The following is a 26,764-nucleotide window of genomic DNA, read 5'->3' as shown; positions in this document are numbered from 1 at the left end:
CGCATCTCATCCGCTTATCAATTGACGCCATCGCTGCGTTGGCTGCTTGCGCGCGCCCGGGTCACTTACTGATGTAAAGTCCCCGGGACACACGCAATTGTCGCCTTGTTCTGACGTCAATTGCGTTGCGGATATATAGCAGATTGATAGCGCAGTGCCATCGGGCAAATAGACGTTAACCCATCTGCCCGTTGCCGAGGTGTTTGACGCGGCGTTTCACTTCTTCCTGCTTCCCGGCGTTAAACGGACGTGCGTCCGGGCTGCCAAGATAACCGCATACCCGACGGGTCACCGACACGCGGGTGGCATCGTGGTTGCCGCATTTCGGGCAGGTGAAGCCTTTACTGGTGCACTCAAACTCACCGGTAAAACCGCACTCGTAACACTCATCAATAGGCGTGTTGGTGCCGTAATACGGCACATGCTGGTAGCTGTAATCCCAGACATCTTCCAGTGCACGCAGGTTGTGCTGAATATTCGGGTATTCGCCATAACAAATGAAGCCCCCGCTGGCTAACGGCGGGTACGGCGCTTCGAAATCGATTTTGTCGTACGGGTTAACCTTTTTCTCAACGTCGAGATGGAAGCTGTTGGTGTAGTAACCTTTGTCTGTTACGCCTTCCACCACGCCAAATTCGGCGGTATCGATACGGCAGAAACGGTCGCACAGGTTTTCGCTTGGCGTGCTGTACAGGCTAAAGCCGTAACCCGTCTCTTCTTTCCACTCATCCACCGCTTTACGCAAGCGTTCAACAATTGCCACGCCTTTGGCACGCAGGGCTTCGCTGTCATAAATATGTTTATTGCCGAACAGCGCGTTAATGGTTTCGTGAATCCCGATATAACCCAGCGAAATAGAGGCGCGACCGTTTTTGAAGATCGGTGCGATATCGTCGTCCGCTTTCAGGCGCACGCCGCAGGCACCTTCCATATACAGAATGGGGGCCACGCGCGCTTTCACGCCTTCCAGGCGGGCAATACGCGTCATCAGCGCTTTGCGCGCCAATTGCAGACGGCTGTCCAGCAGTTTCCAGAACACGTCTTCATTGCCTTTCGCTTCCAGCGCAATGCGCGGCAGGTTAAGGCTGATCACGCCCAGGTTGTTACGCCCATCGTGGATCTGCTCACCGTTCTCTTCATACACGCCCAGGAAGCTGCGGCAGCCCATCGGGGTTTTGAACGAGCCAGTGACTTTGACCACCTGATCGTAGTTCAGGATGTCCGGGTACATACGTTTGCTGGCGCACTCCAGCGCAAGCTGTTTGATGTCGTAGTTCGGATCGTCGAACTTGTGGTTCAGGCCATCGCGAATCGCGAAAACCAGTTTCGGGAACACGGCGGTTTTGCGGTTTTTACCCAGACCGGCAATACGATTGCGGAGGATTGATTGCTGGATCAGGCGTGACTCCCAACTGGTGCCCAGGCCAAAACCGAAGGTGACGAACGGGGTCTGGCCGTTGGCGGTATGCAGCGTGTTGACTTCATATTCCAGCGACTGGAAGGCATCGTAACACTCTTTTTCGGTGCGGCTGTGGGCATAACCATCGGCATCCGGAATATTCCATTCGGTCGCCACTTTGCGATGTTTTTCGAAGCTGGCGGTCACGAACGGTGCCAGGACTTCATCAATACGGTTAATTGTCGTGCCGCCATAGATGTGGCTGGCGACCTGCGCGATGATCTGCGCAGTAACGGCGGTGGCGGTAGAAATCGATTTTGGCGGCTCGATTTCGGCATTGCCCATTTTAAACCCGTGCGTCAACATGCCTTTCAGATCGATCAGCATACAGTTGAACATCGGGAAGAACGGGGAGTAATCGAGATCGTGATAGTGGATCTCGCCGCGCTCGTGTGCCAGTACCACATCTCGCGGTAGTAGATGCTGACGGGCATAGTGTTTGGCCACGATACCCGCCAGCAGATCGCGTTGGGTGGGGATCACTTTACTGTCTTTGTTGGCGTTCTCGTTGAGCAGTGCTGAGTTGGTCTGCTCAACCAGCCCGCGAATATCCTGGTTCAGGCGGCCGCGTTTTTCCCGCGCGATATCGCGGTCATGGCGGTATTCAATATAGGCGCGCGCCAGTTGTTTATGTGGCCCGGACATAAGCTGGTTTTCGACGGCGGTCTGAATCTCGCTGATATCAACCTGCGAGCGGCCCTGCATCTGGTTGCTGATAACTTCTGCGACGGTGGCGCAATAGTCTGCGTCATCGACTCCCGCTGCTTTAGCTGCACGCAAAATCGCTTCTTTGATGCGCTCTGATTTGAAAGGGACTTTACAGCCATCTCGTTTCATCACATGCGGTGTCATGATCACTCCATTTTAGAAAACAGGTTATCCACAATAAAGGACGCGCTGACTGGCTGATTATTCATTACTAAAACCAATGGGTTCGTCCCGTTTCGGCCCGCGTTATCCACAGCATGCATTGCTGTCCAGGCGGTATGCTTGTGTAGATCGTAGTCGATTAATACAACATATAGGGCCGGCGTGCATTCTAATTTCTATATATAGTGATTTGCATCAAACATGTTTACGTTTTTATTGACTCAGAACAAAGTAAAAATCTGATAGCACAGAGGACGGGCGACCTGGCGGAGTGTAAATTTTTCAATTCTCATTTTGACTAAAAATTCAACAAAAACAGCAGGTTTATGCCTGCTGTTTTTCTGTGCGAAGGGACAAAAATTACTCTTGCAGCCACCATACGGCTTCAAATGGCCGTAAGGTCATGTCGACGGGACGGGAAGCGGTTTCGGCATAGTTACTTATCAGTACCCGCCAGTCGCCTGGCAAGGCACCGGGCCGCCATGACTGGCATTCATCGCTGAGATTGGCGATAACCAGTAGCGTCTGTCCTTGCCACTGGCGGCGATAACACCATAAATGCGCGTGTGCAGGCAGGAGATCCTGGTAATCCCCCCACGTTAACAACGGCAGGGTTTTACGCAGACGGATCAAAGTCTGATAGGTATAAAATACCGAATCTGCATCGCTGACGGCATTTTCCGCATTGATTTCCCGATAGTTATCACAAAGCCCGATCCACGGATCGCCGGTGGTGAAACCGGCATTTTTGCGGGCCGTCCACTGCATCGGTGTGCGGCTGTTGTCGCGGGATTTACTGGCAAGTATCGCCAGCAATTCATCGGGTTCACGCCCGGCAGTGCGTAACCCGGCAAACATATTGAGGCTTTCCACATCGCGGTAATCGGTAATGCGGGAAAAGTGCGGATTGGTCATGCCAATCTCTTCACCCTGGTAGATATACGGCGTGCCTTGCATACCGTGCAGCACCATGGCCAGCATTTTAGCCGATGGCACGCGCAAGGCCCCCTCATCGCCAAAGCGCGACACAATGCGCGGCTGATCGTGGTTACACCAGAACAGCGCGTTCCACGCAACGTTGTGCATCCCTTGTTGCCAGTGGCGGAACAGGGCTTTCAGCGCGCCATAATCGGGGCGCGCCAGCATCCATTTTTCCCCGTTGGGGTAGTCCACTTTCAGATGATGAAAATTAAAGGTCATCGACAGTTCGCGGCCATCCAGCGCCGCATAACGCTGGCAATGATCCAGTGATGTGGAGGACATTTCTCCGACCGTCATCAGCGCGCGCGGCTGAAAGACCTCCCGGCTCATCTCCTGCAAAAAAGCGTGAGCGCGCGGGCCATCGGTATAAAAACGGCGACCATCGCCCTGCTCATCGTCGGGGAAATCCTGCGCTTTGGAGATCAGATTCACCACATCCAGACGTAAACCGTCAACACCGCGATCTGCCCAGAACGTGCAGACTTTTTTCAGTTCATTGCGTACCGCCGGGTTTTCCCAGTTGAGATCCGCCTGTTCCGGGGCAAAAAGATGCAGGTAGTACTGACCGCTTTGACTGTGCCAGCGCCACGCGCCGCCGCCGAATTTTGAGCGCCAGTTATTGGGCGGCGTTTGGGGGACGCCATCACGCCAGATATAAAAAGAGCGGTAAGGGCTCGTGGGGTCCTGCGCTGCCTGGAACCAGGGGTGCTGCGTTGAGGTGTGGTTAAACACCATATCCAGCACCAGACGAATCCCGCGTTGATGAGCCTGCGCCACCAGTTCGTCAAAATCGTCCAGCGTGCCGTACAGAGGGTCAATGGCGGTGTAATTCGCCACGTCATAACCATTATCCACCTGCGGCGAAATATAAAACGGCGTCAGCCAGATGGCGTCTACACCGAGGGTTTGCAGATAGTCGAGTCGGGTGATGACGCCGCGCAAATCACCGGTGCCGTTGCCGGTCGTGTCCTGAAAGCTTTTGGGGTAGATCTGATAAATAACGCCGTTTTGCCACCAGTGGGGAAGGGTATTCATAACAATGTCCTGCGAAAAGGAAGGGGGCGCAACGGCGCCCCAAAAATTACACAATCTGCAATGTGCCGTGACGGAACTTACGCTGATAAATAAAGGAGGTCAGCGCCATGGGGATCATCACTGCGATAGCCATCGCCAGGGCGAAGACTTGCCAGAATGTCGGCTGAATAGAGAGGATCCCGGGTAAACCGCCGACGCCGATGCCATTCGCCATCACGCCATTCAGGCCGCACAGCAGCCCGGCGAGGCCGGAACCGATCATCGCGCACAGCATCGGGAAGCGGTATTTCAGGTTGATACCGTACATTGCCGGTTCCGTGACCCCCAGATAGGCGGAGATGGCAGCAGGAACGGAGATCTCGCGTTCATTCTGTTTACGGCTGGAAATAATGATGCCGACCACCGCCGAGGCTTGCGCAATATTGGAGAGGGCAATCAGCGGCCAGACTGGCGTTCCGCCCATGCTCTGGATCATCTGCATATCGATTGCCAGTGTGGTCTGGTGCACACCCGTGATCACCAGCGGCGCATAGAGGAAGCCAAACAGTGCCGCGCCGATAGGCGCAAAACTGCCGGTCATCAGATGACGCACGGCAAAGGCCACGCCATCACCAATCAGGCGACCAAACGGGCCAATCAAGGCGTGTGCAAGGAAGACGGCCAGGATCAGCGAACAGACCGGCACCACCACCAGATAGAGGTAATCCGGCACCAGACGTTTTAAACGGGTTTCGATCACGCCCAGCGCCAGCCCGGCCAGCAATGCCGGGATTACCTGCGCCTGATAACCCACTTTGGCGATGGTAAACAGGCCGAAGTTCCACACTTCCGGCGTTTGTGAGCCCAGCAGGTAGGCGTTCATTAACTGCGGGGAAACCAGCGTTACGCCCAGAACGATACCGAGGATCGGCGTGCCGCCCATTTTGCGTACCGCAGACCAGCAAATACCCACAGGCAGATAGAAGAAGATGGCTTCGCCAATTAACCACAGGAAGTCATAAATCGTCTTCAGCGCGGGTGACATCTGCGCCAGCGTCTGCCCGTTGCTCATGGGCACATCGCCAATCACGTTGCGAAAGCCAAGGATCAAACCGCCGCTGATCAGCGCAGGCAGCAGCGGAAAGAAGATCTCCGCGAAGTGCGAGATCAGGCGTTCGTGCCACTTCATATTCTGCCGTGCCGCCAGTTTAGCCTGCTCTTTATCGGCGTGGGCCAGCCCGGTGGCGACACGCAGCGCCTGATAGTAGTCGCCAACGTCGGTGCCGATCACCACCTGGAATTGCCCGGCGTTGGTGAAACAGCCTTTGACCATGGGTAACTGCTCAATAGCCTTCGGATCGGCAGCTGCCGGGTTGTTCAATACAAAGCGCAACCGCGTAATGCAGTGGCTGACGGTGGCGATGTTTTCCCGTCCGCCGACCCGCGCGATCAGTTGCTCGATGTCTGTTTGATTTACTTTGCTCATCATGGTGCCTCTGGGGGAGAAATGATGCGTAATGACCGGAGCAAAGCGTAACCGCGGGCAAAAAAATTGAAAATGGGAACGTTCCCGAAATTGGGCGAGGATCACAATAAACCGTTGGGAGGGGTGATCACACCAGGTGGGCGGGGATCACAATCTGTCGCGGATCAACGCGACCATTTACCTGATCGATCAACTGTGCGGCGGCCTTACGACCGGCTTCGGCATAGCCGGGATCGACGGTGATAATCTCCGGGTGCAGGAATTTCATTAACGGTGTGTTACCGACGCTGGCGAGTTGCAGGTTGTCGATGCGCTGCTCCTGCAGATATTTGCTGGCACCGAGTGCAAGGGTGTCTGTCGCGCAGAGCAGGGCGGTGGTCTGTGCGGTCAGCACGTGCGCCACATGTTCGTAACCCTGCTTCATGGCGAGGCCTGGCAGTACGGACAGCGGCTCCAGGTGATGCGTTTTACAAAACGCCAGGTACGCGTCGTGGCGGCGTTTGCCGGTGGTGATGTCGCTGTGCGGTACACCGATAAAGCTGATATGGCGATGCCCCTGTGCGTAGAGGTTCTCCATCAAGAGCTGAATAGCGCCTTCATCGTCATAACAGACGGAGGAAAAACCATCGGCATCGCGCGCCAGCAACACCAGCGAGGATTGCCAGGAGGCGAGCAGGGACTCTGTGACGCCGGTAAAACCGAACAGCACCACACCGTCGATATTGCGGCGGCTGAGCATCTGCAAATGCTCTTCTACCAGTTCCGGGGAGAACTGGCTCTCCATCATGATCGGATCGTACCCCTGCTCGTAAAACGCTGGCAGCATGGTCTGCACGGCAAGGTTTTCTGACAAGGAATCCAGACGGGAGACGATAATTGCCACCACTTTATCGCTCTGTCCGCGCATGGCGCGCGCCGAACGGGAAGGGGAAAAACCATGCTGATTGACGACGGCCTCAACCCGCTCGCGCGTACGCTGGCTTACGCCGCTTTCATTATTCAGCACGCGGGAGACGGTGGATTTACCCACCCCGCTTAAGCGCGCGATATCTTTAATGGTCAGCCGGTTTTGCATGCGTGAATCCCTCTCCGTTCTCAGGCGGTTTGCAGAATAAAGGAGTTTCGTCCTGGTTCCAACCGATCGGCAATGAGCAAAGTCTGGTTTACACGCTGCGTTGCTGCCTTTCAGCTATATGGATTGTTGTATGTATACGTTTCGTTTAATTCGACTGCGCTATGATACCGCACTGTAATCATTCACTCTTCACTACCTTACCGGAGGTCAGATGGATCCCGATCCCACCCCTCTCCCGCGACGGAGAAACAACCGGTAAGCCTGCTTTTGCTGCCTTACCGGATGCGTAAGGCAGCGACATTTTTTTTGTCCCTGCCAACCAGATGACACCTGCAGGCGTGGCTTTCCGTGCCTGCAACATAAGCACCCGCGTGATGCGGGGGCAAGGACACTGTTATGCTGAAAAACATTACCCGGCAGCTTTTCGCTCGCCTGAACCGCCATTTACCCCGCCGCCTGGTACAGCGCGATCCGCTGCCTGGCGCGCAACACATTGCGCATGGCGACATCCCCGCCTCATTAAGCGAACGCTGTCTGAACGTTGCCAACATGGAGCCTACGCTGCTGTGGCAAACGTTCGCCAGCCACCCGGAAGGGCTGAACCCGCAGGACGTTGAACTGGCCCGTCAAACGCACGGTGAAAACCTCATTCCGGCGCAGAAACCGTCGCCCTGGTGGGTGCACCTGTGGGTCTGCTATCGCAACCCGTTTAACCTGCTGCTCACCTGCCTGGGGGTGATCTCCTATGCCTCGGAGGATCTGTTTGCCGCCAGTGTGATTGCCTTGATGGTGGCGATATCGACGCTGCTGAATTTCCTGCAAGAGGCGCGCTCCACCAAAGCCGCGGATGCGTTGAAAGCGATGGTGAGCAATACCGCAACGGTATTACGGGTGGTTAATGAGAAAGGCGAAAACGGCTGGTGCGAGATCCCGATCGATCAACTGGTGCCCGGCGATATCGTAAAACTGGCAGCAGGCGACATGATCCCCGCCGATCTGCGTGTGATGCAGGCGCGGGATCTGTTTGTCGCACAGGCCTCGCTGACCGGCGAATCTCTGCCGGTTGAGAAAGTGGCCACGACGCGTCAGCAAGGGCAACAGAACCCGCTGGAATGCGACACACTGTGCTTTATGGGGACTAACGTCGTAAGCGGGACGGCGCAGGCGATGGTGATCGCCACTGGCGGTCACACCTGGTTCGGCCAACTGGCCGGACGGGTGAGCGAGCAGGAGAGTGAGCCGAACGCTTTCCAGAAAGGCATTGGCCGCGTCAGCATGCTGCTGATTCGCTTTATGATGGTGATGACGCCGATTGTGTTGCTGATCAATGGCTTTACGAAAGGCGACTGGTGGGAAGCTGCGCTGTTTGCCTTGTCCGTTGCTGTGGGTCTGACACCGGAAATGTTGCCGATGATCGTCACCTCAACGCTGGCGCGCGGTGCGGTGAAACTGTCGAAACAGAAAGTGATCGTCAAACATCTGGATGCGATCCAGAACTTCGGCGCGATGGACATCCTCTGCACCGATAAAACCGGCACGCTGACGCAGGATAAAATCGTGCTGGAAAATCATACGGATATCAGCGGCAAAAGCAGTGAACGGGTACTGCATAGCGCCTGGCTGAACAGCCATTACCAGACCGGGCTGAAAAATCTGCTGGATACCGCCGTACTGGAAGGCGTGGATGCGGATGCCGCACAAACGCTGGCCGCCGGCTGGCGCAAGGTGGACGAAATCCCCTTTGATTTCGAACGTCGCCGTATGTCGGTGGTGGTGGCGCAGCAGGCCGATGTGCATCAGCTGATTTGCAAAGGTGCGCTGGCGGAAATCCTCAGCGTCTGCTCCCAGGTGCGTTTTAACGGCGAGATTTTCCCGCTGGATGAGACCATGCTGCGGCGTATTGAACGTGTGACCAGCACCCTGAATCGCCAGGGATTGCGCGTGGTGGCCGTGGCGACGAAATACCTTCCGGCGCGCAGTGGTGATTACCAGCGTGCGGATGAGTCGGATCTGATCCTCGAAGGGTACATCGCTTTTCTTGATCCGCCGAAAGAGACCACGGCACCCGCGCTAAAAGCGCTGAAAGCCAGCGGCATCACCGTCAAAATCCTCACCGGCGACAGTGAGCTGGTGGCGGCGAAAGTGTGCCACGAAGTCGGGTTGGAGGTCGGCGATGCAGTGACCGGCAGTGAGATTGAGCACCTGGACGATGATGCGCTGGCACAACTGGCAAAACGCACGGCGCTGTTCGCACGCCTGACGCCGATGCACAAAGAGCGCATTGTCACCCTGCTGAAGCGTGAAGGGCATGTGGTGGGCTTTATGGGCGATGGCATTAACGACGCCCCAGCACTGCGCGCGGCGGATATTGGTATTTCCGTAGATGGTGCGGTGGATATTGCCCGTGAAGCGGCCGATATCATCTTGCTGGAAAAGAGCCTGATGGTACTGGAAGAGGGGGTCATTGAAGGGCGTCGTACCTTCGCCAATATGCTGAAATACATCAAAATGACGGCCAGTTCTAACTTCGGCAACGTCTTCAGCGTGCTGGTAGCGAGCGCGTTCCTGCCGTTTCTGCCCATGCTGCCGTTGCACTTGTTGATCCAGAACCTGCTGTACGATGTGTCGCAGGTGGCGATCCCGTTTGATAACGTTGACGACGAACAGATCGAAAAACCCCAGCGCTGGAATCCCGCCGATCTTGGGCGTTTTATGATCTTCTTTGGCCCGATCAGCTCCATTTTTGACATTCTGACGTTTTGTCTGATGTGGTGGGTCTTTAAAGCCAACGTGCCGGAAGCGCAAACCCTGTTCCAGTCTGGCTGGTTCGTGGAGGGCTTGCTGTCGCAAACGCTGATTGTGCATATGATCCGCACCCGCCGCGTGCCGTTTATTCAGAGCCGTGCGGCCTGGCCGTTAATTGCGATGACGTTGATGGTGATTTGTGTGGGGATTGTGCTGCCATTTTCGCCGCTGGCGGGTTACCTGCAATTGCAGCCGCTGCCGCTCTCTTACTTCCCGTGGCTGGTGGCGATTCTGGCAGGTTATATGACGCTGACACAGTGGGTGAAAGGGTTCTACAGCCGTCGCTACGGTTGGCAGTAATCAAACGTGGTGAGCCTGGTGGCGAACGGCCATCAGGCACCTTTGCTGCGCTTACCCGGCCAGACGCAGGCGTTTTACCGGGTAAGCGCGGGTCGCTTAGCGACGTACCGCGATCGCTTCGATCTCGATTTTTACATCTTTCGGCAGACGCGCCACTTCCACGCAGGAACGGGCCGGGAAGGTTGCGTTGTGCTCGGTAAAGAACGCTTCGTACGTCGCGTTTACTGTCGCGAAATCATTAAGATCTTTCACAAACACGGTGGTTTTGACGATGTCGCCTACTTTCAGACCTGCCGCTTCCACGATAGCTTTCACGTTGTCCAGCGACTGACGCGCTTGCGCGGCGATGTCGTCCGGAACGCTGCCAGTTTTCGGGTCGACCGGGATCTGACCGGAAGTAAGGAGCATATTGCCAAGATCAACAGCCTGTACGTAAGGGCCGATAGCTGCTGGTGCATTTTCCGTCGCGATAACTTTGGTCATAATAGTTCCTGAATGACTACGGTGATAAGGTTCCCCCACATTATAGGGAGGGGGAGGGGCTTTACCAACCGCAATTAGTTCGCCAGCACCACATGGTGCGAGAACTCTTTCTCACAATATTTGCACTTCAGGGCAATATCGTCAGCGCGCTGTTTCACCGCAAAGCTGGATGACACCGGCTCGGCATGGCTGATGCAGTTGCTGTTCGGGCAGACCAGCACGCCCACAATGTGCTCAGGCAAACTGGGGCGCGATTTACCCACCACTTCATAGTCGTCAATGCGGTTTACCGTGGCCTGCGGGGCATACAATGCCAGTTGGTTGACCTGCTCATCGGTCAGAAACGTGTTCTCGATCTTGATCAAATCTTTACGCCCCATCTCGCCGGAGGGCAGATTCAGACCAATAGTGATGCGCTGATCGGTTTCCGTCAGCTTGAACAGCGTCAGCAGTTTAAACCCGATGCGCGCCGGAATATGGTCAATCACGGTGCCGCATTTGATCGCTTCGACCTGCAGTTTATTATCGTGTGTCATTGTCGTGTTCCCCTTACAGAGCCAAATCGCGATTAAGTACCAGCGCCAGCAGCGCCTGGCGGGCGAAAATGCCGTTACCGGCCTGCTGGAAATACCAGGCATGCGGCGTTTTATCCACGTCGGTGGTGATCTCATCAACGCGCGGCAGCGGGTGCAGCACTTTCATATTGCTGCGCGCACTGGTCAAGTCGCTGGCGCGCAGAACGAATTGCGCTTTAACGTTGGCGTATTCCGACGGATCGAGGCGCTCTTTCTGTACGCGGGTCATATACAGAATATCGACTTCCGCCATCACCTCCTCAATGCTGGCGTGTACGCTCCAGGCCATGCCTTTTTCATCGAGCATATCGAGGATGTACTGCGGCATGGCCAGCGCGTCCGGAGCGATAAAGAAGAAACGGTTGCCGCTAAACTTCGCCAACGCCTGCGCCAGCGAGTGCACCGTGCGGCCATATTTCAGGTCGCCGACCATCGCGATATTGATATTTTCCAGCCGGCCCTGGGTTTCCTGAATGGTGAACAGATCGAGCAACGTTTGCGTCGGATGTTGGTTAGCGCCGTCGCCGGCATTCAGCACCGGCACGCCACCGGAGAACTCCGTGGCCAGCCGCGCGGCGCCTTCCTGCGGGTGGCGCATCACAATCGCATCAACATAGGTGCTGATAACCGAAATGGTGTCGGCCAGCGTTTCGCCTTTTTTACCCAGCGATGTGTTGCTGCTGTCTGAAAAGCCCACCACGCTCGCGCCGAGGCGATGCATGGACGTTTCAAACGAGAGACGCGTGCGGGTGGAGGCTTCAAAGAAGCAACTGGCGATCACCTTGTGTTTCAGCAGCTCCGGCTGAGGGGTTGCCTTCAGTCGCGCGGCGGTGGCGAGCACCAGTTCAAGTTCTTCCCGGCTGAGATCGTTTATGGAAATGATATGTTTCTGATATAGCGGATTAGCCATGGTTATCTCCTGACGACTGCGCAAAAAAAAGCCCCTCAATAGAGGGGCTGTGAATAGGATAAGCAACGGGAAAGGAAAACGGCAGGCCTGCGCCCTTTTTCAGACGCGGTAAGACAGTCTGTCGTACACACTGGACCATACTTCCTCCCGGCAAATTGTCCCGGATTATACGCAGCTGTTTTTGCGAATCAAGCGATTGATGCACATTTTACCCATGGCAAACGGTTCTATATGAATAATCATGCGATTTAAGCAGGTATTTAATCTGTTTATGCACCAGCGCAGTGCGTGCGACCTCACGCGGAGCCACCCAGACAATACTGCTTCCCGCCACCACGCCAAGCACCCCGGATAACTGGTGATAATCCAGAATACGCGCCACCGCGCGGCCGTACCCGGCAGCGGTGTGGATAAGGATAAATTCGCTGTTATGCTCCACGCTGACCACCATTTCCGAAATGGAACGGGCGGCGTCGGGCGCGGGGCGCGATTGCGGATTTACCGAATAAATTTTTTGTCCTTTGGCGTTGCGAATTTTGATGACGCCGAGCAACTTCAGCAGGCGGGAAACGGTAGACTGGCTGATACTGTCAAAGCCGTGATACTGAAGGTCACGGCGAATTTCCTCCTGGGAAAGGTAGCTTTTCTCGCTAATCAGACGCTGGCATACCTCCAGCTGTAGCTGCTCTTTCGCAGAATAATCTCCATATTCGTTCATGTTATTTTTCCCATTGATGTTGCCAAACCTGCCGTAAGCCGGATAAGCGACGCGTTATCCGGCATTCATTCACCCTTACAGCAGGGCTCCAAGGCTCAACGCCGCCATGATCAGAACAGTCAGGATCGCCAGCAGCGGCGCCACCCATTTCAGGTAACGCACATATGGAACATGCGCAATCGCCAGACCGCCCATCACCACCGCGGAGGTGGGCGTGACGAGGTTGACGATGCCGGATGCGGATTGATAGGCCGTCACCACCAGGTCGCGGTTGACGTTAGCGTAATCAGCGAGAGGCGCCATGATCGGCATCGTCAGAACCGCCAGCCCGGATGAAGAAGGCACAAGGAACGACAGCACCACTTCCAGCCAGTACATCACGTTGATAAACGCGATGGTGGATAACCCACTGACCATACCCTCGGCACTGTGTAAAATAGTGTGGGTAATCATCCCCTTATCCATGATCACCACAATACCGCGCGCGATGCCGATAATCAGTGCGACACCCAGCAGATCCCGTGCGCCGTTGATAAAGGTAGACGTCAGTTCCTCTTCGCTCATTCTGGCGATAAGCCCGATGATAATGGCACTGGCGAGAAACACCGCGGAGATTTCCGCCATCCACCAACCACGCACCGACACGCCATAAATCATGACCGCAAAGGCCACCACGAAGATAAGCAGGATCACTTTGCGCACCGGGGTAAACGCCAGCGTTTCCGCCGATTTATTGCCGAGAAAATACGCGCGATCTTCCTGCTGCTTATCTGCGAGAATCGAGAGCGCCGGGTTGGCTCGCACTTTGCGGGCGTAATGCATCACCCACGCCACGCAAATCATCCAGCCCACGACCAGAATCACCGCGCGCAGCATCATTCCGTGGGTAAAGGGGATCCCGGCGGCGTTGGCGGCGATCACCGTGGCGAAAGGGTTGATGGTGGAACCGAGCGTACCGATCCCCGCGCCGAGCAGGATCGTTGATGCGGCGACCAGTGGATCGAACCCGGCGGCCAGCATTACCGGCACCAGCAAGGTGTAGAACGGCAGGGACTCTTCCGCCATGCCATAAATGGTGCCGCCCGCGGCAAACAGCGCCATCAGGATCGGGATCATCCACTCTTCTCGCCCGCGTAGTCGCGTAGTGACGCGTTCAATACCCGCGTCGATCGCGCCGGTTTTGGTGACGATGCCAAGAAAGCCGCCGATGATCAGAATAAACAGCGCCACATCAATAGCACCCGCCTGGCCGCTCACCGGATCGTACAGGCCACTGATGGGGGCCATAATCACCGAAATAAGCCCCTGCGGGTGGGAGGCGACGTGGGCATAGGTACCGGCTATCGGCACCTCTTTGCCCAGAGCCGGATTGAGTGTCATTTGGTATTGACCGGCGGGGATCACCCAGCTCAGGGCGGCAACCACGGCGATCAGGAAAAAGAGAATGGTGTAAGCGGAAGGAAATTTGAACTTGCCCATGATGTTCTCCGTTACCCCGGCGCACCCTCGGCACGCCGGGGGAGTCGTTAGTCGCCGAGTGTCGCCACCATAACCGCCTTAATGGTGTGCATCCGGTTTTCTGCTTCGTCAAAGACGATAGAGTTGGCGGATTCGAAGACCTCTTCCGTGACTTCCAATCCTTTCAGGCCATAGGCCATCTCGATTTCGCTACCGACTTTGGTGTGCTCGTTATGGAAGGCGGGCAGACAGTGCATGAATTTGACATGCGGGTTGCCCGTGGCTTTCACGACCGCAGCGTTAACCTGATAGGGTTTCATCAGGCTGACGCGTTCTGACCAGGCTTCTTTCGGCTCGCCCATTGATACCCACACGTCTGTGTAGAGGAAATCGACACCGTGTACACCTTCGTCTACATCATCGGTGAGCGTGATGCGTGCTCCGGTTTGTTTAGCAATGTCGCGACAGCGGGCAACCAGTGTCTCTTCCGGCCAGAATGATTTTGGCGCGACCAGACGGATATCCATCCCCATTTTCGCTGCACCCACCATCAATGAGTTGCCCATGTTATTGCGTGCATCACCCAGATAGGCAAAGCTCAGGTCCGGCAGGGTTTTCCCTGGCGCATGCTCCAGCATGGTCATCAAATCCGCGAGGATCTGCGTGGGGTGAAACTCGTTGGTCAGCCCGTTCCAGACCGGCACGCCAGCGTACTGGCCCAGCTCCTCGACGATATCCTGCCCATAACCGCGGTATTCGATACCGTCATACATACGGCCCAGCACGCGCGCGGTGTCTTTCATCGACTCTTTGTGACCAATTTGCGAACCGCTTGGCCCGAGGTATGTTACCTGCGCCCCCTGGTCGAACGCGCCGACTTCAAATGCGCAGCGGGTGCGGGTGGAGGTTTTTTCAAAAATCAGTGCGATGTTTTTACCCACCAGCGTTTTCTTCTCGCGCCCGGCTTTTTTGTCGGCTTTCAGGGTGATTGCCAGATCGATCAGGTACTGGATTTCCGCCGGGGTGTAGTCCAGCAGTTTGAGAAAATTGCGGTTTTTCAGGTTGATAGTCATTGGGTAATCCTTTTTAAATGAAAGCGTTGTAGCCCCTCACCCTAACCCTCTCCCCTGAGGGGAGAGGGGACCGGTCCCGTTTCCTCTTCTCCATAGGGAGGTAAGGCGAGCTCTGTTTTCCCCTTCTCCCCGGAGGGAGAGGGACCGGTCCCGTTTCCTCTTCTCCATAGGGAGGTAAGGCGAGCTCTGTTTTCCCCTTCTCCCCGGAGGGAGAGGGGACCGGTCCCGTTTCCTCTTCTCCATAGGGAGGTAATGCGAGCTCTGTTTTCCCCTTCTCCCCCGGAGGGAGAGGGGACCGGTTCCGTTTCCTCTTCTCCATAGGGAGGTGAGGCGAGCTCTGTTTTCCCCTTCTCCCCGGAGGGAGAGGGGACCGGTCCCGTTTCTTCTTCTCCATAGGGAGGTAAGGCGGGCTCTGTTTTCCCCTTCCTTTTGGCGAGGTGAGACGAGCTCTGTTTTCCCCCTCTCCCCTCAGGGGAGAGGGTCGGGGTGAGGGGAAAAATCAGTGACGAATCAGCGTGCCCTTGTCTCCACTGAGGATGGACAACCCATCCGCCAGCGCGCCAATCCCGGCAATGCCGTTACAGGCTTCAACAAACTGGCTGCAGGCGGCGACTTTCGGCCCCATAGAACCCGCGTCAAACGACAGCCCTTGCAGGACTTCCGGCGATATCTGTGCCAATGGCCGCTGGGTCGGTTTACCCCAGTCGAGGTAAACGGCGTCTGCATCGGTGAGGATCAGCAGGGCATCGGCTTCTATCTGGCGGGCCAGCAGGGCGGCAGAGAGATCTTTATCGATGACGGCTTCAACGCCGTGATAGCCGTTGGCGTTTTCCACTACCGGTACACCGCCGCCGCCATTGCAAATCACCAGATGTTCGCGCTGGATCAACGCAGCAATCGCGTCGCTTTCAACAATGCGTTTGGGCTGCGGGGACGGGACAACGCGGCGGACGTAATGGCCGTCAGCCTTAAAGGTCCAGCCTTTTTCCTGTTGCAGGGCGGCAGCCTGCTCGTTGTTGTAGACCGGACCGATATACTTGGTCGGATGGCGGAACGCGGGATCGGCTGCGTCCACTTCCACCTGCGTGAGCAGGACGCTGACTTCGCGCTGGGGTAAGCGGTTTTTCAGCGCCTGTTGCAGCATGTAACCGATCATCCCCTGACTTTCCGCGCCGAGGATGTCGAGTGGGTAGGGAGTCACTTTGTCGTAGGCGCTGTTCTGCAACGCCAGCAGGCCGACCTGCGGCCCGTTGCCGTGGACCAGCACCACGTTCCACTGTTCCGTGAGCGCGGCAATGGTACGCGCAGCCAGATCGATATTCTGGCGCTGGATATCGGCTTCCAGCGGTTCGCCGCGTTTGAGTAGAGCATTGCCGCCAAGAGCGACAACCAGTGTGGGTTTCCTTTTCATGTTGGCTCCTTTAAATGCCATCTCGTTCCAGCGGACAGCTCATGCAGCGTGCACCGCCGCGTCCGCGTCCCAGTTCATCACCGGGGATCGGCAGCACAGTGATACCGGCCTTGTCATATTTTTCGTTGGTCCAAGTGTTGCGTTCGTAACCCACCACGACGCCAGGGCGCAGGGTCAGCACGTTATTGGCGTCGTTCCATTGCTCGCGTTCGGCTTCAAAGGCGTCGCCACCGGTGGTGATGAGGCGCACCTGATCAATGCCGAGCGCTTTTTCAATGGCATGCAACAGATCCTCTTCCTGGGTTCGTTGCAACCCGCCGCGCCCGTCCGGCGTCAGCGTCCAACACTGGGCGTCTTTGCGGACGACTTCGGGATAGACAGAGAAGGTGTCGACATCAATGTGCGTCATCACGGTATCGAGGTGCATGCAGGAGCGGTGTTTCGGCAATTCCACGGCGATCACGCGCTCTGCCTGGCGGTGTTTAAACAGGCTGTTGGCAAGGAACTCGACACCCTGCGGAGTGGTGCGTTCCGACATACCAATTAATACCGCACCGCGGCCAATCACTAATACGTCGCCGCCTTCGAGGGTGGCGTGATCATAATTAATATTCTCGTCGCCGAAGTATTTAATAAATTCCCCGTCGGCAAAAGCCGGGTGCCAGCGATATATTGCCCGCAGATTATTGGTCTCACGCTGGCGGGCTGGTTTGGCCATCGGATTAATCGAAACACCGTTATAAATCCAGCACGATGTGTCGCGGGTAAATAAGTGGTTGGGTAACGGCTTCATAATAAAATCATTGGCTGTATGGGTATCCACAACCATATTTTTAATAAATGCCGGGATTTCACCGTAGGTGAGTCCGCCGCTCAACCGGCGCGCCAGTTCGCGGTGCGGCATATCCGCCAGCCAGCCTCGTACATCGCTGGCAAAGGTGGGCCCGAGGCGATAATCGGAGATTTGCATCTCCAGCAACCAGGCTTTTGCTTCTGCAATATCAAGTGTTTGAGTCAAAAGGTCGGTCAACAGCAGGACTTCCACACCCTGTTCACGCAGCGTGTTTGCGAACACATCATGCTCCGCGCCCGCACGTTCAACCGATAACACATCATCAAATAACAACTCCTGACAATTTGAAGGGGTTAAGCGTTTCAGACTTAAATTTGGGCGGTGCAGCATAACGCTACGCAATTGACCAATTTCAGAACCGACGTAATGCTTTTCCATAATTATTCCTTTAACTGTTTTTTAAGAATAAAAAGGGGCGTGCCATGAACGCGATTTAATTTCATGGTGCGATAAGCTCAATTAATTTCATGGCTCATAGTAGGTGTCATTGGAATTAAAAATGTGAGCTGGTTCACGTCGAAATTGATATTGTCTGGCGAGTGTTCAAATGCATGATTCGCATCAGAGAACTGTTAATCAGCCTTATTACTAGGGTGAATGCCTACGCGTTAATGACTGTAATTATTCATGGTTGTTATAGATTTGTGTGGAATGATTGATTTTCTCTTTTTTGTAACGCATTGAATTCAATGCTTTTACTTTTCAATTCCGAATGGGTATGCATAAAAAAGAGGGAAATATTTCCTGAGGCGATTCAATTTAAAAATAATGCGTGAATTCAGGCGCGCAGAGTGGGAGGAATAAAGTGTGAAGCTCCCCCCTTTTTTTTAATAAACCATGCTTAATCAGTCACACAGCGCCTGCCGGATAACGTCTCTCGCTGGCTTTATGCATGATCTCTGCATAAATGCCGTCAGCGCCTTAACAGCTGTTTAACACCCGCTCCGATAACTATGCGCTGTCGCAAATCTCCTGCAAAAAAGGGTGGTATGGCAGTGGGAATTCTCGTATAACCATGTGAAATGAAACGCTGTTTTATATCGAGGATGTAATCATGATCGTTGGCAATATTCACAATGTACAAGCCTGGCTGCCGGAAACGTTGCGCCAGGCTATTGAACTGATTAAGCAGCATGTCACCGATGCCACGCCGATCGGCAAACATGAGATCGACGGCAGTCGCCTGTTTTACCTGGTATCGGAAGATATGACTCAGCCTTTTGCCGAGCGCCGTGCGGAGTATCACGCACGTTATCTGGATATTCAGATCGTTCTCAAAGGCCAGGAAGGCATGACCTTCAGTACGCAACCTGCGGGCGCGCCGGATACCGACTGGCTGGCGGATAAAGACATCGCCTTTTTACCGGAAGGCGTGCAGGAGAAGACGGTAGTGCTGAACGAAGGGGATTTTGTGGTGTTCTACCCTGGCGAAGTGCATAAGCCGCTGTGCGCGGTAAATGCCCCGGCACCGGTGCGTAAAGTGGTGGTTAAACTGCGGGTGGAATAAGAAAAGGCGCCCGGTCGCACAGTGCTGACCGGGCTGTATCGCGTTATTGACTCAGTGTCGCTACCATCACCGCTTTGATGGTGTGCATGCGGTTTTCCGCCTGATCAAACACAATGCTCGCCGGAGATTCAAACACCTCGTCAGTCACTTCCATTCCGCCGTGTAAACCAAACTCTTCCGCCATTTTTTTGCCAAGCGTGGTCTGATCGTCATGGAATGCAGGCAGGCAGTGCAGGAATTTCACCTGTGGGTTGCCGGTCAGCGACAGCATTTTGCTGTTAACCTGATACGGGCGCAACAGAGCGATACGTTCGGCCCACTTCTCTTTGGCTTCACCCATCGACAACCAGACATCGGTATAGATGAAATCAGCATCTTTTACGCCTGCGGCAATATCTTCCGTCAGCGTAATGTTTCCGCCGTTTTTCACCGCCAGCGCACGGCATTCCGTCACAAGGCTGGCGTTTGGCCAGCAGGCTTTCGGTGCAACCAGACGCAGATCGAGGCCCATCAACGCGGCGGCTTCCAGCATCGAGTTGCCCATGTTGTTGCGCGCGTCACCTGCATACACCAGCGTCATCTGGCTAAAAGCTTTGCCCGGCAGATGCTCACGCATGGTCAGCAGGTCCGCCAGCAGTTGTGTGGGGTGGAATTCGTCGGTTAAACCGTTCCACACCGGTACGCCTGCGTACTGCGCCAGCGTTTCTACAATCTCCTGACCGTAGCCGCGATACTGGATCCCGTCGTACATCCGGCCGAGCACGCGCGCGGTGTCTTTAATTGATTCTTTATGCCCGATTTGGCTGCCGCTGGAGCCGAGGTAAGTGACGCGAGCGCCCTGGTCAAATGCGGCAACTTCGAAAGAGCATCGTGTGCGGGTAGAGTCTTTTTCGAAGATGAGCGCGATGTTTTTGCCGGTAAGCTTCTGGACTTCCTGGCCTTTTTTCTTGTCGGCCTTCAGTTGCGAGGCGAGCTGCAGCAGGGAATGGATTTCAGCGGATGTAAAGTCGAGCAACTTCAAGAAATGTTTCTGATAAAACGTAGACATAATTTCCTCACATGGCTAAGGCCACTTATTGAATTAAAATTCAATTTATATGTATGAATATTCATTTGCAACCCCGAAGGAGAAATCTTTTCGGCAGAGAGTGGAGGCATTGGCGGCGGTGTGTGACAATAAGTGTATCTGCCACATTATGAGGAACGAGCCATGGCGAACCCGGAACACCTGGAAGAACAGCGCGAAGAGACGCGTTTGATTATTGAAGAATTGCTGGAAGATGGTAGCGATCCTGACGCGCTGTACACCATTGAGCATCACCTGTCGGCAGATGATTTCGAAACGCTGGAAAAGGTCGCTGTGGAAGCCTTCAAACTGGGTTACGAAGTGACCGAGCCGGAAGAGCTGGAGCTGGAAGAAGGCGATGTAGTGATCTGCTGCGACGTGCTGAGTGAAAGCGCACTGAATGCCGATCTGATTGACGCGCAGGTTGAGCAACTGCTGAACCTGGCGGAAAAATTTGAGGTTGAATACGACGGCTGGGGCACCTACTACGAAGATCCGAACGGCGAAGAGGGTGACGATGATGAAGATGAAGACTACATCGACGAAGACGATGACGGTGTACGTCACTGAGTGACCGTTGCGGCAGCGCCAGCTGCCGCAAGCAAGGAACAGCTATGGATTACCCGCAAATACTCTCCCCGGTTCGCGATTTTCTCCACTGCCCGACCCCACCATCCTGGATAGAGAAAGCCCGCGAACCGGCTATGTTGCCGCTCCTGCTGACCGATCATATGGTCTGTGAGCTGAAAGCGGCGCAAACCGCAATGCTGCTGGTGCGCAAATACGTAGCGGATAAACGCGGTTCTGATGCGCTGCTGGCGTGGCTCAAACCCTATGAAGAATTCACCTTTCGTGAAGGACCGGAGCCGGATTTTGTTGCGCTGCATAAGCAGATTGGCAAAAGCGCAATGCCGCAAACGGACGATAGCTGGGGGCAGGCGCTGATGAATAGCATGGTGTTGTTGATTAAAGAGGAACTGCACCATTTCTGGCAGGTGAGGGAAGCGATGCTGGCGCGCAACATCCCCTATGTCAAAATCACCGCCAGCCGTTATGCCAAAGGGATGCTGAAAGAGGTCCGCACACATGAGCCGCTGACGCTGATTGATAAGTTAATCTGCGGTGCCTATATCGAAGCACGTTCCTGCGAGCGGTTTGCTGCGCTGGCGCCATGGCTGGAAGAAGATTTACAGAAGTTCTATCTGTCGCTGCTGCGCTCCGAGGCGCGCCACTACCAGGATTATCTGACACTGGCACAGCAGGTATCACCCGTGGATATCACGCCGCGCGTTCGCCATTTTGGCGAGGTGGAAGCGGCGCTGATCTCAACGCCGGATACGGAGTTTCGTTTTCACAGCGGCGTGCCGGCGTAAAAACGCGCTGTAATATTACAGCGCTTTTAGCATGCGCACTTCACAGTCTACATGGCCGGTGCAGCCCAGCGGCCCGTCAATGTGCTCAAAGCCCAGGTGCTCATACAGACCAATGGCATCGGTAAGGAAAGCGGTGGTTTCCAGATAACAGCGGGTAAAACCCTGCGCGCGGGCGTGGTCGAGCGCCATTTGCGCCAGCTTTTTCGCCAGACCCTGGCCGCGAGCCCTGGGCAGGAAATACATTTTTTGCAGTTCGCAGATATCCGGTTCACTGCATTTTAGCGGCGCAACGCCGCCACCGCCGACGACATCGCCGTTTTGTTCCACTACCCAATATGCACAACCCGGGCGACTGTAGAGCTGATAAAGCTCGTCCAGTTCGGGGTCGGCGACGGTGTAGCCTTTATCGGCGGTGAGGCCATACTCCGCCGAAACCTGGCGGATCACCGATGCGATTGCTGCGTTATCTGTAGCAGCAATCCGGCGCATTTTCACCTCTACCGGAGCGGTCACATTCATTTCTGCACTCTGTTTTGGGGTTATGACGTGATCCTGCTTAATACCACCACAACGGCGTTCTGGCAAGACCAGGAATATTGGTCGCTATTATTTCGACTTTAAACTATTTAGACTTAAGAATGGACTTAACTCAACCGCAATATTGTTATGGTTGACTCTGTTTGTCTTGTTTTTTTACGATAAGGATTGTTATGACTTCCGAAACTCATGGTTCCGTAACGGCTCCCGTTCGCCATTTTCTCTTTCAGGGCAGTGGCAAAGGCTATTTCGCGGTATGGCTGGTGAATATTCTTCTTACCCTGATAACCGCAGGGTTATATTTACCCTGGGCATTAGTGCGTGCACGCCGTTATTTCTACGAGAATACTGAACTTGGCGGTGCGCGTTTTTCTTATCATGCCACTGGGCGTTCGATTTTTGTTGGCTGGCTCTGTCTGTTGGTGCTGTATGTGATTTTCCTGATAAACGTGGTGCACCAGAATGTTGGCCTGCAACTGTGCATGATTGGCTTATTCCTGATTTTCTTCCCGTGGCTGATTACTCAGGGGCTGCGCTATCAACTGCTGATGACGGAAATTAACGGTGTACGCTTCAACTTCTACGCCAGCCCGCTGCGCGCCTGGTGGGTGATGATGGGATGCCCGCTGCTGATTATTATCGCTTCAGTGGTGATCTTCTCCCTTTTTGCCTCTTCTGCTGTCAGTAGCGGTTCGTACGGCGCTATTTTCACTATGATTGGTATCGGTACGCTGGTATTAATGCTGGGGATCGCCATTATGCAGGGTGTATATACTGCGCAATGGTTTGGCATGCTGGTTAATAATCTGCAATACGGCAAACTGAAATTCGCCGGTGAATTTTCCGCGAAAAAATGCATCACGATTATTGTATTGTCGATGCTGTTGTTTGTGCCGTTTATCGCCGTTGTATTGTATATCATTATTCCGGCGTTCTTTATGATGACGCAGTATGCCTATGCGGCTGGCGATGACCCGGAACAGTTAGCACTGCTGATGGGACCGTTCTACGGAAAATTACTGTTCAGCTATCTGCTGTATATTGCCGGTGCGGTGGTTTGCTATATTTTCGCCTTTGTGAAGCTGCGTAATTACCTCTACAGCCAACTGTCGCTGGAAGGGGATATTCGTTTTTCTTCTACGGTGACCATCGGGCGCGTGTTCCTGATTTCCGTGACCAACCTGCTGGTGTGCTGCGTGACGCTGTTCCTGGCGTGGCCGTGGGCGAAAGTGCGCTTTACCCGCTATTTACTGGAAAATACGCACGTACACGGTGATCTGGAAGCGCTGCCGTTGGAAAAACACGACGTGCAACCGGCAAAAGATCCAGCGAATCTGCTGGCGCGTGGTTTGTCTTTCTATCCGGTAGTCTTTTAATCTGACCGCTTTTGCCGGATGACGCTCAATGTTTTATTCGGCCAGCCAATAAAAAAGCCGGGCATCAGAGCCCGGCTTTTTTTATGCAACGTGATTACAGCGCGGCGATAACGGCCTGCTGTTCAATCAGCTTCGCTTTCGCTTCCGCATAACCTTCCAGCTTCTCACGCTCTTTCGCAATCACCGCTTCCGGTGCGCGCGCGACAAAGCCTTCGTTACCGAGTTTGCTTTCGATACGCCCAATTTCCTGATCCACTTTAGCGACTTCTTTCGCCAGACGCGCCAGTTCGGCGTCTTTGTCGATAAGCCCCGCCATCGGGATCAGCAACTCTGCGCCGTCAACAATCTTGGTGACCGAAACCGGGCCTTTCTCGTCAGCAGACAGGATCGTAATGCTATCCAGGCGCGCCAGCGTTTGCAGGAAGCTCTGGTTATCGTTTACACGACGTTTTGCATCTTCGCTTGCGCTACGCAGCAACAGCTCCAGCGGTTTACCCGGAGAGATGTTCATTTCCGCACGGATGTTACGCACGGCAATGATCGCCTGCTTCAGCCATTCGGTGTCTGCCAGCGCGTTCTCATCTACCTGAGAGGCGTCATATGCCGGGAACGGTTGCAGCATGATGGTCTCGGCGGTGATGCCTTTCAGCACTTTCACACGCTGCCAGATGGTCTCGGTGATAAACGGAATGATCGGGTGCGCAAGACGCAGAAGACCTTCCAGCACGGTGACCAGCGTATTACGGGTGCCGCGCAATTCCGCTTCAGAGCCACCGTTCATGACCGGCTTGGTCAGCTCCAGATACCAGTCGCAGAACTGGTTCCAGGTGAACTCGTACAGGATGCCTGCCGCAATATCAAAGCGGAAGTTATCCAGCGCGTCGCGATAAGCCTTGATGGTCTGGTTGAACTCGGCGAGGATCCAGCGATCCGCCAGCGAGAGTACTTTTTCGCCGCCGTTGAAGCCGCAATCCTGATCTTCGGTGTTCATCAGCACAAAGCGGCTGGCATTCCACAGCTTGTTACAGAAGTTACGATAACCCTCCAGGCGCTTCATATCCCAGTTGATGTCGCGGCCGGTAGAGGCCAACGCCGCCAGGGTAAAGCGCAGGGCGTCGGTACCGTGCGGCTCAATGCCGTCCGGGAACTGTTTCTCGGTGCGTTTACGGATTTTTTCCGCCAGCTGCGGCTGCATCATGTTGCCGGTGCGTTTTTCCAGCAGATCCGCCAGCGAAATCCCGTCTACCATATCCAGCGGGTCAATCACGTTACCCTTGGATTTGGACATCTTCTGGCCTTCGTCATCACGAATCAGACCGGTCATATAGACGGTCTTAAACGGGACCTGCGGTTTGCCATCTTCGTCTTTGATAAAGTGCATGGTCATCATGATCATGCGCGCGATCCAGAAGAAGATAATGTCGAAGCCGCTGACCATCACGCTGGTCGGGTGGAACTGACGCAGTGCGTCGGTGTTTTCCGGCCAGCCGAGGGTGGAGAAAGTCCACAGCGCGGAGGAGAACCAGGTGTCCAGCACGTCTTCGTCCTGGCGCAGGGCGACATCGGCGGACAGGTTGTTTTCCTGACGCACTTCCTCTTCGCTGCGGCCGACGAAGACGTTGCCCTCGTTGTCGTACCAGGCCGGAATACGGTGGCCCCACCACAACTGGCGGGAGATACACCAGTCCTGAATGTCGCGCATCCAGGAGAAGTACATATTCTCGTACTGCTTCGGTACAAACTGGATATCGCCGTTTTCCACCGCTTCTACCGCCGGTTTCGCCAGTACGTCGGCACGGACGTACCACTGGTCGGTCAGCATCGGTTCAATAACCACGCCGCCGCGATCGCCGTACGGTACGGTCAGATCGTGCGGTTTAATCTCTTCCAGCAGGCCGAGCGCGTCTACCGCGGCGACCACCGCTTTACGCGCGGCAAAACGCTCCAGTTTCTGGAACTCCGCCGGGATGTCTGCCGGGTAAACGTCGGATTCGTTGCCGTTGGTGTCGTACACCTGCGCGCTTTCACGGATATCGCCGTCAAAGGTCAGGATATTGATCATCGGCAGCTTGTGACGACGACCAACTTCGTAGTCGTTAAAGTCGTGCGCCGGGGTGATTTTCACGCAGCCGGTGCCTTTTTCCATGTCGGCGTGTTCATCGCCAACGATCGGAATACGGCGGTTCACCAGCGGGAGCACCACAAATTTGCCGATCAGATCTTTATAACGCGGATCTTCCGGGTTTACCGCTACGCCGGTATCGCCGAGCAGCGTTTCCGGACGGGTGGTGGCGACCACCAGGTAATCTTTACCGTCGGCGGTTTTCGCGCCATCGGCCAGCGGGTAACGGATATGCCACATGGAGCCTTTCGACTCGCGGTTTTCCACTTCCAGATCGGAGATCGCCGTGCGCAGTTTCGGATCCCAGTTCACCAGGCGTTTGCCACGGTAGATCAGATCTTCTTTATACAGGCGGACGAACACCTCTTTCACTGCATTGGAGAGGCCTTCATCCATGGTGAAACGTTCGCGATCCCAGTCCACAGAGTTACCGAGACGGCGCATCTGGCGGGTAATGGTGCCGCCAGATTCAGCTTTCCACTGCCAGATTTTGTCGATAAAGGCGTCGCGGCCGTAGTCGTGGCGGGTTTTCCCTTCTTCCGCGGCAATTTTACGTTCAACCACCATCTGGGTGGCGATACCGGCATGGTCAGTCCCCGCCTGCCACAGGGTGTTTTTGCCCTGCATGCGCTGGTAACGGATCATGGTATCCATAATGGTTTGCTGGAAGGCGTGGCCCATATGCAAACTGCCGGTGACGTTCGGCGGTGGGATCATGATGCAGAAGCTTTCCTGGCTTTCATCACCGTTGGGTTTGAAATAGCCCTGCTTTTCCCACTGCTCGTACAGCGGCTGTTCGATATCTTTGGGGTTGTATGTCTTTTCCATTATTTCCAGGTTGCCGTGTTCAGGTTGAAACCGGCCACGCGGTAAGCTTTATAGCGTTCGCGCGCCAGTTGTTTCAGAGAGTCTTCGTAAGGGACGAAGTCTATCACTTCTGTGAAAGCGGTGGCAAAATCTGCAAATTCCACCCTCAGGCTGATCAGTACATCGCGTGGGCTGCTGCTGCGCTTTTGCGGCCAGGCCAGCTCAACCGGTGCACCACCGCGCGGACCTTCGCCCGACAGGTTGTGCGGCACGAAGCTTTCCGGCGGGCGCGCCCACAGGGCTTCATCCAGCCGGATAGCCTGTTGCTCATCGGCACAGGCGATCAACACGCGTTTGCCATTGCGCCAACGTTCTGCGGCAATCTCACACACCAGTTGTTCCACGGCGTTTAAGCCATCAACGGTGTTGTCGTTGTCCAGAAGATAGAACGTTGCAGTCTTCATAATATATGGGGTTTCTTGTGGTGGATTTAAATCTCATACCC

24 protein-coding genes and 1 pseudogene are annotated in these 26,764 nt (G+C 54.9%); 6 read left to right on the top strand and 19 right to left on the bottom strand.

Features of this window, described 5'->3' with window-relative positions; all coding sequences use genetic code 11:
* Positions 1–175: 175 nt before the first annotated feature.
* From nrdD to O9K67_RS24845, 5 genes are all read right to left on the bottom strand, one after another.
* Positions 176–2,311, bottom strand: coding sequence for an anaerobic ribonucleoside-triphosphate reductase (gene nrdD, locus O9K67_RS21965; protein WP_061498251.1), 2,136 nt, complete (start codon positions 2,309–2,311; stop codon positions 176–178).
* Positions 2,312–2,689: 378 nt separating this feature from the next.
* Positions 2,690–4,345, bottom strand: a complete 1,656-nt coding sequence (treC, locus tag O9K67_RS21960; protein WP_061498248.1) for an alpha,alpha-phosphotrehalase — start codon at positions 4,343–4,345, stop codon at positions 2,690–2,692.
* 46 nt (positions 4,346–4,391) lie between these two features.
* Positions 4,392–5,810 carry a PTS trehalose transporter subunit IIBC gene (gene treB / locus O9K67_RS21955; protein ID WP_061498232.1) on the bottom strand — a complete coding sequence of 473 codons (1,419 nt, stop codon included), beginning with the start codon at positions 5,808–5,810 and terminating at the stop codon, positions 4,392–4,394.
* A 127-nt stretch (positions 5,811–5,937) separates the two neighbouring features.
* Positions 5,938–6,885, bottom strand: coding sequence for a trehalose operon repressor TreR (treR, locus tag O9K67_RS21950; protein WP_061498229.1), 948 nt, complete (start codon positions 6,883–6,885; stop codon positions 5,938–5,940).
* A 178-nt stretch (positions 6,886–7,063) separates the two neighbouring features.
* A complete protein-coding gene (locus O9K67_RS24845) occupies positions 7,064–7,186 on the bottom strand; it encodes a hypothetical protein (RefSeq protein WP_271044622.1) in 123 nt (40 codons plus the stop codon).
* 95 nt (positions 7,187–7,281) lie between these two features.
* Here O9K67_RS24845 and mgtA point away from each other — a divergent pair, with 95 nt between their 5' ends.
* Positions 7,282–9,990 (top strand): magnesium-translocating P-type ATPase, encoded by a 2,709-nt coding sequence (gene mgtA, locus O9K67_RS21940; protein ID WP_061498226.1) that lies wholly within the window; start codon positions 7,282–7,284, stop codon positions 9,988–9,990.
* A 96-nt stretch (positions 9,991–10,086) separates the two neighbouring features.
* Here mgtA and ridA read toward each other — a convergent pair whose 3' ends face one another.
* From ridA to pyrL, 4 genes and pseudogenes are all read right to left on the bottom strand, one after another.
* The gene (gene ridA, locus O9K67_RS21935) at positions 10,087–10,473 is read right to left on the bottom strand and encodes a 2-iminobutanoate/2-iminopropanoate deaminase (protein WP_061498224.1); all 387 of its coding nucleotides are present in this window, start codon (positions 10,471–10,473) and stop codon (positions 10,087–10,089) included.
* A 74-nt stretch (positions 10,474–10,547) separates the two neighbouring features.
* Positions 10,548–11,009 (bottom strand): aspartate carbamoyltransferase regulatory subunit, encoded by a 462-nt coding sequence (pyrI, locus tag O9K67_RS21930; RefSeq protein ID WP_061498221.1) that lies wholly within the window; start codon positions 11,007–11,009, stop codon positions 10,548–10,550.
* Between the two features lie 13 nt (positions 11,010–11,022).
* Positions 11,023–11,958, bottom strand: a complete 936-nt coding sequence (gene pyrB / locus O9K67_RS21925; protein ID WP_061498218.1) for an aspartate carbamoyltransferase — start codon at positions 11,956–11,958, stop codon at positions 11,023–11,025.
* A 35-nt stretch (positions 11,959–11,993) separates the two neighbouring features.
* Positions 11,994–12,097, bottom strand: a pseudogene (gene pyrL / locus O9K67_RS21920) (pyr operon leader peptide).
* Here pyrL and O9K67_RS21915 point away from each other — a divergent pair.
* On the top strand, positions 12,077–12,193 hold the full coding sequence (locus O9K67_RS21915) for a hypothetical protein (RefSeq protein ID WP_088237430.1): 117 nt from the start codon (positions 12,077–12,079) through the stop codon (positions 12,191–12,193). The pseudogene pyrL and the gene O9K67_RS21915 sit on opposite strands and share 21 nt — an antisense overlap.
* Here O9K67_RS21915 and O9K67_RS21910 read toward each other — a convergent pair.
* The 5 genes from O9K67_RS21910 to arcA all read right to left on the bottom strand — a co-directional run bounded on the left by O9K67_RS21910 (position 12,167) and on the right by arcA (position 17,849).
* Complete coding sequence (locus O9K67_RS21910; protein WP_061498215.1) at positions 12,167–12,676, bottom strand: arginine repressor; 510 nt, start codon at positions 12,674–12,676, stop codon at positions 12,167–12,169. The genes O9K67_RS21915 and O9K67_RS21910 overlap by 27 nt on opposite strands.
* A 75-nt stretch (positions 12,677–12,751) precedes the next feature.
* The gene (locus O9K67_RS21905; protein WP_061498212.1) at positions 12,752–14,155 is read right to left on the bottom strand and encodes a YfcC family protein; all 1,404 of its coding nucleotides are present in this window, start codon (positions 14,153–14,155) and stop codon (positions 12,752–12,754) included.
* A gap of 47 nt (positions 14,156–14,202) precedes the next feature.
* Complete coding sequence (argF, locus tag O9K67_RS21900) at positions 14,203–15,207, bottom strand: ornithine carbamoyltransferase (RefSeq protein WP_061498209.1); 1,005 nt, start codon at positions 15,205–15,207, stop codon at positions 14,203–14,205.
* A 499-nt stretch (positions 15,208–15,706) separates the two neighbouring features.
* On the bottom strand, positions 15,707–16,618 hold the full coding sequence (gene arcC, locus O9K67_RS21895; protein WP_061498203.1) for a carbamate kinase: 912 nt from the start codon (positions 16,616–16,618) through the stop codon (positions 15,707–15,709).
* 10 nt (positions 16,619–16,628) lie between these two features.
* Positions 16,629–17,849, bottom strand: coding sequence for an arginine deiminase (gene arcA / locus O9K67_RS21890; RefSeq protein WP_061498200.1), 1,221 nt, complete (start codon positions 17,847–17,849; stop codon positions 16,629–16,631).
* A gap of 676 nt (positions 17,850–18,525) precedes the next feature.
* Here arcA and O9K67_RS21885 point away from each other — a divergent pair.
* Positions 18,526–18,978, top strand: a complete 453-nt coding sequence (locus O9K67_RS21885) for a YhcH/YjgK/YiaL family protein (protein WP_061498197.1) — start codon at positions 18,526–18,528, stop codon at positions 18,976–18,978.
* A gap of 43 nt (positions 18,979–19,021) precedes the next feature.
* On the opposite strand, the gene argF (O9K67_RS21880) is transcribed toward O9K67_RS21885, so the two are convergent.
* Positions 19,022–20,026: an ornithine carbamoyltransferase gene (gene argF / locus O9K67_RS21880; RefSeq protein ID WP_061498194.1), complete on the bottom strand. Its 1,005-nt coding sequence runs from the start codon at positions 20,024–20,026 to the stop codon at positions 19,022–19,024.
* A complete protein-coding gene (argL, locus tag O9K67_RS24790; protein ID WP_408612826.1) occupies positions 19,996–20,091 on the bottom strand; it encodes a putative translational regulatory protein ArgL in 96 nt (31 codons plus the stop codon). The genes argF (O9K67_RS21880) and argL overlap by 31 nt, the downstream gene beginning before the upstream one ends.
* Before the next feature lie 97 nt (positions 20,092–20,188).
* Here argL and rraB point away from each other — a divergent pair, with 97 nt between their 5' ends.
* Positions 20,189–20,614 (top strand): ribonuclease E inhibitor RraB, encoded by a 426-nt coding sequence (rraB, locus tag O9K67_RS21875; protein WP_061498191.1) that lies wholly within the window; start codon positions 20,189–20,191, stop codon positions 20,612–20,614.
* 44 nt (positions 20,615–20,658) lie between these two features.
* On the top strand, positions 20,659–21,417 hold the full coding sequence (miaE, locus tag O9K67_RS21870; protein WP_061498187.1) for a tRNA isopentenyl-2-thiomethyl-A-37 hydroxylase MiaE: 759 nt from the start codon (positions 20,659–20,661) through the stop codon (positions 21,415–21,417).
* A gap of 15 nt (positions 21,418–21,432) precedes the next feature.
* On the opposite strand, the gene O9K67_RS21865 is transcribed toward miaE, so the two are convergent.
* A complete protein-coding gene (locus O9K67_RS21865) occupies positions 21,433–21,936 on the bottom strand; it encodes a GNAT family N-acetyltransferase (RefSeq protein ID WP_061498183.1) in 504 nt (167 codons plus the stop codon).
* A gap of 191 nt (positions 21,937–22,127) precedes the next feature.
* Between O9K67_RS21865 and O9K67_RS21860 the strand changes: the two genes are divergently transcribed.
* The gene (locus O9K67_RS21860) at positions 22,128–23,330 is read left to right on the top strand and encodes a YjgN family protein (RefSeq protein WP_061498176.1); all 1,203 of its coding nucleotides are present in this window, start codon (positions 22,128–22,130) and stop codon (positions 23,328–23,330) included.
* A gap of 94 nt (positions 23,331–23,424) precedes the next feature.
* Here O9K67_RS21860 and O9K67_RS21855 read toward each other — a convergent pair whose 3' ends face one another.
* Positions 23,425–26,280 carry a valine--tRNA ligase gene (locus O9K67_RS21855; RefSeq protein WP_061498173.1) on the bottom strand — a complete coding sequence of 952 codons (2,856 nt, stop codon included), beginning with the start codon at positions 26,278–26,280 and terminating at the stop codon, positions 23,425–23,427.
* Positions 26,280–26,723 (bottom strand): DNA polymerase III subunit chi, encoded by a 444-nt coding sequence (gene holC / locus O9K67_RS21850; RefSeq protein ID WP_061498170.1) that lies wholly within the window; start codon positions 26,721–26,723, stop codon positions 26,280–26,282. Before holC ends, O9K67_RS21855 begins: the two co-directional genes overlap by 1 nt.
* Positions 26,724–26,764: the final 41 nt, after the last annotated feature.

The sequence above is a fragment of the Kosakonia oryzendophytica genome, assembly GCF_027886705.1.
Classification (GTDB): Bacteria; Pseudomonadota; Gammaproteobacteria; order Enterobacterales; family Enterobacteriaceae; genus Kosakonia; species Kosakonia oryzendophytica.
The sequence above is the reverse complement of the archived record's forward strand: the minus strand, read 5'-3'. Positions and strand labels throughout refer to the sequence as shown.

Bases quoted from the DNA above. Each gene is read 5' to 3' on its own strand.
- treB (WP_061498232.1), bottom strand. From the start codon at position 5,810: ATGAGCAAAGTAAATCAAACAGACATCGAGCAACTGATCGCGCGGGTC.
- arcC (WP_061498203.1), bottom strand. From the start codon at position 16,618: ATGAAAAGGAAACCCACACTGGTTGTCGCTCTTGGCGGCAATGCTCTA.
- O9K67_RS21905 (WP_061498212.1), bottom strand. From the start codon at position 14,155: ATGGGCAAGTTCAAATTTCCTTCCGCTTACACCATTCTCTTTTTCCTG.
- pyrI (WP_061498221.1), bottom strand. From the start codon at position 11,009: ATGACACACGATAATAAACTGCAGGTCGAAGCGATCAAATGCGGCACC.
- argF (WP_061498209.1), bottom strand. From the start codon at position 15,207: ATGACTATCAACCTGAAAAACCGCAATTTTCTCAAACTGCTGGACTAC.
- treC (WP_061498248.1), bottom strand. From the start codon at position 4,345: ATGAATACCCTTCCCCACTGGTGGCAAAACGGCGTTATTTATCAGATC.
- nrdD (WP_061498251.1), bottom strand. From the start codon at position 2,311: ATGACACCGCATGTGATGAAACGAGATGGCTGTAAAGTCCCTTTCAAA.
- rraB (WP_061498191.1), top strand. From the start codon at position 20,189: ATGGCGAACCCGGAACACCTGGAAGAACAGCGCGAAGAGACGCGTTTG.
- O9K67_RS21855 (WP_061498173.1), bottom strand. From the start codon at position 26,280: ATGGAAAAGACATACAACCCCAAAGATATCGAACAGCCGCTGTACGAG.
- argL (WP_408612826.1), bottom strand. From the start codon at position 20,091: ATGAATATTCATACATATAAATTGAATTTTAATTCAATAAGTGGCCTT.
- O9K67_RS21865 (WP_061498183.1), bottom strand. From the start codon at position 21,936: ATGAATGTGACCGCTCCGGTAGAGGTGAAAATGCGCCGGATTGCTGCT.
- O9K67_RS24845 (WP_271044622.1), bottom strand. From the start codon at position 7,186: ATGTCGCTGCCTTACGCATCCGGTAAGGCAGCAAAAGCAGGCTTACCG.
- mgtA (WP_061498226.1), top strand. From the start codon at position 7,282: ATGCTGAAAAACATTACCCGGCAGCTTTTCGCTCGCCTGAACCGCCAT.
- O9K67_RS21910 (WP_061498215.1), bottom strand. From the start codon at position 12,676: ATGAACGAATATGGAGATTATTCTGCGAAAGAGCAGCTACAGCTGGAG.
- holC (WP_061498170.1), bottom strand. From the start codon at position 26,723: ATGAAGACTGCAACGTTCTATCTTCTGGACAACGACAACACCGTTGAT.
- O9K67_RS21885 (WP_061498197.1), top strand. From the start codon at position 18,526: ATGATCGTTGGCAATATTCACAATGTACAAGCCTGGCTGCCGGAAACG.
- miaE (WP_061498187.1), top strand. From the start codon at position 20,659: ATGGATTACCCGCAAATACTCTCCCCGGTTCGCGATTTTCTCCACTGC.
- arcA (WP_061498200.1), bottom strand. From the start codon at position 17,849: ATGGAAAAGCATTACGTCGGTTCTGAAATTGGTCAATTGCGTAGCGTT.
- ridA (WP_061498224.1), bottom strand. From the start codon at position 10,473: ATGACCAAAGTTATCGCGACGGAAAATGCACCAGCAGCTATCGGCCCT.
- pyrB (WP_061498218.1), bottom strand. From the start codon at position 11,958: ATGGCTAATCCGCTATATCAGAAACATATCATTTCCATAAACGATCTC.
- treR (WP_061498229.1), bottom strand. From the start codon at position 6,885: ATGCAAAACCGGCTGACCATTAAAGATATCGCGCGCTTAAGCGGGGTG.
- argF (WP_061498194.1), bottom strand. From the start codon at position 20,026: ATGTCTACGTTTTATCAGAAACATTTCTTGAAGTTGCTCGACTTTACA.
- O9K67_RS21860 (WP_061498176.1), top strand. From the start codon at position 22,128: ATGACTTCCGAAACTCATGGTTCCGTAACGGCTCCCGTTCGCCATTTT.